The organism is Allobosea sp. (assembly GCF_048595345.1).
Taxonomy (GTDB): domain Bacteria; phylum Pseudomonadota; class Alphaproteobacteria; order Rhizobiales; family Beijerinckiaceae; genus Allobosea.
The window spans coordinates 1-6,616 of sequence record NZ_JBMDWH010000239.1; the positions used below are offsets into that span (position 1 = coordinate 1).

General features: G+C 68.3%; 8 protein-coding genes. 4 read left to right on the top strand and 4 right to left on the bottom strand.

The features are described from left to right. Both ACOJTB_RS20885 and ACOJTB_RS20890 read left to right on the top strand, forming a co-directional pair. Positions 1-747: ABC transporter permease (locus ACOJTB_RS20885; protein ID WP_420104444.1), on the top strand; the 747-nt coding region annotated here is incomplete at its 5' end. Between the two features lie 178 nt (positions 748-925). After that, positions 926-1,459, top strand: a complete 534-nt coding sequence (locus ACOJTB_RS20890; RefSeq protein WP_420104445.1) for a WecB/TagA/CpsF family glycosyltransferase — start codon at positions 926-928, stop codon at positions 1,457-1,459. A 1-nt stretch (position 1,460) separates the two neighbouring features. Here ACOJTB_RS20890 and ACOJTB_RS20895 read toward each other — a convergent pair whose 3' ends face one another. Beyond that, positions 1,461-2,918 carry an undecaprenyl-phosphate glucose phosphotransferase gene (locus tag ACOJTB_RS20895; RefSeq protein WP_420104446.1) on the bottom strand — a complete coding sequence of 486 codons (1,458 nt, stop codon included), beginning with the start codon at positions 2,916-2,918 and terminating at the stop codon, positions 1,461-1,463. 167 nt (positions 2,919-3,085) lie between these two features. Then, entirely contained in the window at positions 3,086-3,460 is a 375-nt protein-coding gene (locus ACOJTB_RS20900; protein ID WP_420104447.1) for a VanZ family protein, read from the bottom strand. A gap of 378 nt (positions 3,461-3,838) precedes the next feature. Here ACOJTB_RS20900 and ACOJTB_RS20905 point away from each other — a divergent pair, with 378 nt between their 5' ends. Continuing rightward, positions 3,839-4,579 carry an aspartate/glutamate racemase family protein gene (locus tag ACOJTB_RS20905; RefSeq protein ID WP_420104448.1) on the top strand — a complete coding sequence of 247 codons (741 nt, stop codon included), beginning with the start codon at positions 3,839-3,841 and terminating at the stop codon, positions 4,577-4,579. A gap of 79 nt (positions 4,580-4,658) precedes the next feature. Beyond that, on the top strand, positions 4,659-6,047 hold the full coding sequence (locus tag ACOJTB_RS20910) for a DUF2793 domain-containing protein (RefSeq protein ID WP_420104449.1): 1,389 nt from the start codon (positions 4,659-4,661) through the stop codon (positions 6,045-6,047). Positions 6,048-6,059: 12 nt separating this feature from the next. On the opposite strand, the gene ACOJTB_RS20915 is transcribed toward ACOJTB_RS20910, so the two are convergent. Together ACOJTB_RS20915 and ACOJTB_RS20920 are read right to left on the bottom strand one after the other, a co-directional pair. Further along, positions 6,060-6,368 (bottom strand): DUF1330 domain-containing protein, encoded by a 309-nt coding sequence (locus ACOJTB_RS20915; RefSeq protein WP_420104450.1) that lies wholly within the window; start codon positions 6,366-6,368, stop codon positions 6,060-6,062. 40 nt (positions 6,369-6,408) lie between these two features. Continuing rightward, positions 6,409-6,616, bottom strand: a 208-nt coding sequence (locus tag ACOJTB_RS20920) for an orotidine 5'-phosphate decarboxylase / HUMPS family protein (protein WP_420104451.1), incomplete at its 5' end; no start/stop codon positions are given.

A 6,616-nucleotide genomic window follows, 5' to 3' on the forward strand; every position in this document is an offset into this window, starting at 1 on the left:
TTCGTGCCCGGCCAGTTCATGGTCGACGGGCTCGTGATCGAGAACTACGTCAAGTTCTTCACCGATCCCTATTATCTCAACGTGCTCGCGCGGACCGTGCGTGTCGCGGTGATCTGCACGCTCGCCTGCCTGATCATGGGCTTTCCGCTGGCCTATGTGCTGGCACGCACGCAAAGCCGCTTCAAGAACCTCCTGGTGATCGCGGTCGTCCTGCCGCTCTTCGTCGGCAACGCCGTGCGCGCCGCCGGCTGGATGACCGCCTTCGGCAGCAAGGGGGCGCTCAACGCCTCGCTGATGGGCTTGCGGCTGATCGACCAGCCGCTCGAGATCATGTTCACCGAGAATGCGGTTCTGATCGGCATCATCGCCGTCAACCTGCCCTTCATGGTGCTCTCGCTGCAGAGCGTGATCGAGGGCATTCCGCGCCATGTCGAGGAGGCCGCCTTCAGCCTGGGAGCGGGGCCGGGCGCGATGTTCCGCCGGGTGCTGTGGCCGCTGGCGCTGCCGGGCGTGCTGGCCGGCACGATCCTCACCTTCATCCTGGCGATGAATGCCTATGCCACGCCTGTGCTGCTGGGTGGCCCGAAATTCCAGATGATGGGGCCGCTGGTCTATGGCCAGTTCGCGCAGCAGAACAACTGGCCCTTCGGCGGCGCGATCTCCTTCATCCTGATGACCGCGACGATCCTGCTGACCGCGCTCGCCCATCTCATCGTCCAGGGGCGTTATCGCGGCGCCGGGCGGTGACGCAGGTCGAGGACGCCCCCGCCCGCGGGGGCTTTATGCCGGCTCCGCGGAGTGCCGCAGAGCTTGCGCTCGCCGCCGCGATGGCTAAAATTTTAACGATCACCCTGCTCAGTATTCGTCAGCCGCCCGGCTTGGCGATGGGCGGCTCCGGATGCGTCTCAACCGGAGTGGGGACAGCGTGACGACCGATATCATCAGCAGCCCGCTGGAGCTTTCCCCGGCCATGGCCAGACCCGCAGCCTCCCAGGATCTCGTCGAGACGCTGCGGCGCTGCGAGGAGACGGGCCGCTCCATCTTCCTGTTCGGCGGCGATGCGGCCAGCATCCGGGCGCTGCGCGGCCGGGTCGCGGCCGATCATCCCCGTTTGCGGATCGCCGGCATTTGCGACGCCGATTTCGGTGGGCCGGCCGGGCCTGCGATCCTGGCGCATATCGCGGCCTGCGCGCCGGATATCGTGATCGTCGATCTGAGTTCGACGCGCCATCGCGCGCTCATCGCCGAGGTCGCGGCCTGCGGCCTTCGCTTCACGCTGCTCAACCGGCCCGGCAGCTTCGCGCCGCATGCGGGCGTCGCAGGCCAGGCCGGGCGCGTGCCCGGCGCAGGGCTGGCGGCGCGGCTGGCGGGGGATTTCGCCAGCCTGCGGAGCTTCGCCGGCATCCTGCTGCGGCAATGGCTGCAGCAGCGCGGCCCCAAGCTCTCGGTGCGCGAATAGCTCAGCCCGCGTTGCGAAAGGCCTTCGCGCTGAAGACGGTGCGAAACAGGATCGCCAGATCCAGCGAGAACGACCAGTTGTCGATGTACCAGAGGTCGCAGGCGACCCGCGCGGCCATCTTCTCGTCGGTATCGGTCTCGCCGCGCAGCCCGTTGACCTGCGCCCAGCCGGTGATCCCGGGCTTGACGTTGTGACGGCGGGCATAGAGCGCGATCTTGCGCTCGAATTCCCGGTCATGGGCCAGCGCGTGAGGCCGGGGTCCGACCAGCGACATCTGGCCGGCGATCACGTTCAGCAACTGCGGCAGCTCGTCGAGATTGGTGCGGCGCAGGAAGCGGCCGATGCGGGTGATGCGGGTGTCGCCCTTGGTCGCCTGGCGGATGACGCTGCCATCGTCCGTCGTGGTCATGCTGCGGAACTTGAAGATCCGGAATGGCTGCTGGTTGAAGCCGTGCCGACGCTGCCGGAACAGGACCGGCCCCGGCGAATCCAGCCGGATCAGCAAGGCGATGACGGCAAACAGCGGCAGCAGCAGCATGAGGGCGAGACAGCCCACAGCCAGATCGAAAGTCCGCTTGGCCGCGATCTCGGCACCGGTCAGGGCCGGGCGGGTCAGGCGCAGCGTCGAGAGCGAGCCCGTGCTCACGATATGCGGGCGGGCGAACCCGTCCAGCACCTTTTCGGGCGCGAGGTGGATCGCGACGGGGGTGTTCATGAAGGCGGTCACGCAGGCGTCGATCGCATCCTGGTCGGACCAGGGCACGGCGATATAAACCGCATCGCAGCAGTGGTGGCGGCAGAGCGCGGCAGCGGCCGCCAGATCGGCCTGCAGCCGCCGGGCGCCGGCGGGATCGGTTCCCGCCGGGCGGATCAGCGCGACCTCGACGATCGCCGTGCCGAGACGCCAGGGCTTGTGACGCTCGAGGAAGGACATCGCCTGCGCCTCATAGCCGACGACCACGACACGCTGGGTGGCGATATGCCCCGCCTGGCTGCCGGCCGCGACGGCGCGCGCCAAGAGAGCCCGCGAGGCAGCAAGGGCCGGCAGACCGGCCAGATAGGTCAGCAGGATCGTGGCCCGCGAAAAATCGCCCGCGACCTTGGCGAGAAAGACGAAGACCACGAAGACGAGCAGGGTCACGGTCCAGGCGGAGACAGCGGGGCCGATCTGGCCCTTCGCCGAGAGATAATGGCCGATCTGGTAGCGTCCACGCAGCATGTTCACCAGAAAGAACGCGGCCGCCAGCATCGCGGCGAGTTCGCCCGTCCGGTCGCCGAAGCCCATCGCGCCCGTCGCCATCAGACTGTAGGCCAGGCCGCAGGCATGGACGAGCAGCGCGACGTTCAGCCCATCCCAGGCCGCCATGGACAAGCCGAGCCAGAACCCGGAGCCTGCCACCCGCGCCTCGCCCCGTCGACGGTGGCCGCCATCGCGGGTTTCGATGAGGATATCGGCCAAGGGGAAGTCTCCGTCGGTCCATCGGACGACGGTCTCGATGCCCGTCGTTGCGGGCCTGTGGAGCAATGGCCATGCCGGTGCGTTCCGTCCGGAAACGCTCCATTCATCGCGCGGCGGGTTGCGTTACCGCTTGTCGCGATGTCCTGGTTGTTTCAAAGCGACACGCCTCAGGCGGCGCGGCGCAACCGCTCGACAGTCCAGTCAAAAGCCAGGGCCATGCCGGTTCCCAGCAAGGCACCGATGACCTTTATCGCCGCGTCGTGAGGGCGGCCATGGCGGGTGGCCTCGAGGGTCTGGACCCATTCCAGGCCCATCCCGGCGATCACGATCGCGGCCAGCACGAGCCAGCGTCGGGCGGGATAAGCGAATGAAAGCAGCGCTCCCGCTGCGACGAAGGCGAGGAAGCGCTCGCCATCGGGGCCCATGCCGGGCAGATGCGGGCGCAGGTCGATCGGCGACAGGGTCGAAGCGATGATCAGCGCGATCGCACCCCAGCCGAGGAAAACCGCCAGACGGCGCAGATGATCGATGTGAGCGAGCAAAATCGGGTCCCAAGGGCGAAGCTTGGCCGGCTTGCAGGCAAGACGCGGACCAGCCGGGGCGGCGAGAACGGATCTACAGCATCCGGCTTAAAGAACTATCCCGTCCGCTCGGCCTCGCGGGGCCGCGTTCACCGGGCGTCGGACGGGTTGCGTTTCCTCGGTCACCGTGCCGGCGAAACATGGCGCGGCCATGGCTTCCTGAGGCGGGAACATGGAAGCCGTGGTCGCTCCACCGAGATTCAGCCATCGGACCAAAAGCGGAATCCACTCTTCGAAGAAATCCGATGCTCCAGCAATATTTTAGAGCATCGTGATCGCGTCCGTTCGGACGCGCGATGGTCTAAGTTCGTGGCGCCGAATCGCCAGGGGAGACCGACATTGACCGGACGAGGGGAGTACAGGGGGATCGCCCGGGGCGGCAAGGCGGTTTATGGCGCCCCGCTCGGCATTCTGATGCTGGAAGCGCGGTTTCCACGCATTCCCGGCGATATGGGCAATGGCACGACCTGGCCTTTTCCGGTGCTCTACCGTGTGGTCGGCGGCGCCAGTCCCGACAGGGTGGTGATGCAGGGCGCCGCCGGGCTGCTGCCCGATTTCATCGCCGCCGCGCAGGATCTCGTGCGGCTGGGCGCGGAGGCGATCACCACCAATTGCGGCTTCCTCTCGCTGTTCCAGCGGGAGCTAGCGGCGGCCGTGGCGGTGCCCGTCGCGACCTCCTCGCTGATGCAGGTGCCTTGGGTGCAGGCGACGCTGCCGCCCGGCCGACGCGTGGGCGTTGTCACCGTTTGCGCCGCGACGCTGACGCCGGCCCATCTGGAGGCCGCCGGCTGCCCGCTCGATATCCCCGTCGCCGGCACCGAGGAAGGGCGCGAATTCTTCCGGGTGCTGATCAAGGCCGAGTCGCAGGACATGGATGTCGATCTGGCGCAGCAGGATGTGGTCGATGCGGCGCTGGCGCTGGTAACGCGTCATCCGGAGGTCGGCGCGATCGTGCTCGAATGCACCAATATGCCGCCCTATGCCGCGGCCGTCAGCGAGGCGACCGGTCGCCCGACCTACGACATCTACTCGCTGGTCAGCTGGTTCCATGCCGGGCTGCGCCCCCGCAGGTTTGCTTGACCTCGAGCGAACTTATCCCCGCCGCCTGACCTTGCGCCGATCATGCCGCCTCGCCGCCGCTCCCTGTCCGCGAGGTTTCATGATCGTCACGCCCCGACTGTCCCTGCCGCTGCTCGCCGCCGGCCAGGCACAGAAGCACGTCACCCATAACGATGCGCTGACGCGCCTCGACGCGCTCATCCAGCTCGGCGTCGAAAGCCGCACGCAGACACAGCCGCCGGCCTCTCCCGGCGAACTCTCCGCCTATATCGTTCCAGCCGGCGCCACCGGCGCTTTCGCGGGCCGCACCGACCAGATCGCTCTCTTCGAGGATGGTGGCTGGACCTTCCTGCAGCCGCGCCCCGGCTGGCAGGCCTGGGTGGCGGACGAGGCGGAGCATCAGCTCTGGACCGGCAGCCAATGGCGGCGCGCGACGCCCGTCAGCAGCCTCGGCGCCGAACGCTGGGGCGTCAATGCGACGGCCGATACGGCCAATCGCTTCGCGGTGTCCTCGCCCGCCAGCCTGTTCAGCCATGAGGGCGGCAGCCACCGGCTGATCGTGAACAAAGCGGCGCCGTCCGAGACGGCGAGCGTGCTGTTTCAGGATGGCTGGTCCGGTCGGGCCGAGTTCGGCATCGCCGGCGACGACGAATTCCGGGTGAAGGTCAGCGCCGATGGCAGCCAGTGGAGCGAGGCGCTGGCGATCGACAGCGCGAGCGGCGCCGTCGCCCTGCCGGCTTCGGCCTGGGCCTGCGGCTCCAACCTGCTGCTCAACGGCGATTTCCGGCTGAACCAGCGCGGCTTCGCCGGGGGAAGCCTGGCGGCCGGGGCCTATGGCTTCGACCGCTGGAAGGCCGGGGCGGGCGGGGCCGATGCCAGCCGCTCGGGGCTGACGCTGACCCTGTCCTCGGGCTCGCTCCAGCAGCTGGTGGAACCCGAGCTCTGGGGGCTGGAGAGTTTCGCGGGCGTGTCCCTGACGCTGTCGCTCGAGGCGCTGAGCGCGGCTCTCTCGGTCACGATCGGGGATCGCAGCGGCACGATCGCAGCCGGAGCGGGCCGTCGCGGGGTGACGCTGACACCCGGTACGACCGGGGCCCTCGCGATCGGCCTGGCGCCCTTGGGCAGCGGCGGCGCCTCCTTCCGGCGCGTCAAGCTGGAGTTCGGCACCGTTGCGACGGGCTGGCAGGACAGGGGCCGCCCGCTCGAGGAACTGCTCTGTCGCCGCTACCACTGGCGACCGGATGCGACGCTGCTGATCGACGGATATCAGCAGGCCGGCGCTCCGCTGCGCCAGACATTGGCTCTGCCCGTGCCGATGCGCGCTGCCCCATCGGTCAGCTATGTCGTCTCGCAGGAGCTGAACGTCCAGGGCAGTGACCGGGGCGTGGCCTCGCTCTCGCCATCGCTCGCGCAGGGCTTCGCCACGGCGCAGGCGACGGGGCGGGTGCGGGCCGGCTTCGAAGGGCTGGCTTTCGACGCGGAATTGTAAGACGGGACGCCGTCACTCGCCGGGCTGGGCTCCGTCATAGCCGCCGATGATGACGAGATCGACCGGGCCGGCTGTGCCGAGATGCTTCACCGCCTCCTGGTATTCGGGCGAGGCATAGCAGGCGCGGGCGGTCGCCTCGTCCTTGAACTCCAGCACGACATTGTGCTTGCGGCCTTCGCCGCGGCCCAGCTTGTATTCCCCGCCGCGGACCAGGAATTTCGCTCCGTATTTTGCGAAGGCGACCGTGTTCAACGCCCGGTAACGGGCATAAGCCTCTTCGTCCTCGACATCGAGGCGTGCGATCCAGTAACCCTTGGTCATCACGATATCCGTTGGTTGAACGATGCTTCGCGTGGGCAGGTTAAGAGGCCGCCGCGATCTCGTCCATGATCGCGGCCGCCGCGGCGCGCGGATCGGCTGCGCGGATAATGGGACGCCCGACGACGAGATGGTCGGCGCCTGCGCGCATCGCCTCGGTGGGTGTGAGCGTGCGCTTCTGGTCGCCGGCGGCGCTGCCGGCCGGACGGATGCCGGGGGTGACGATCACCATGTCCGGCCCGATCACCTCG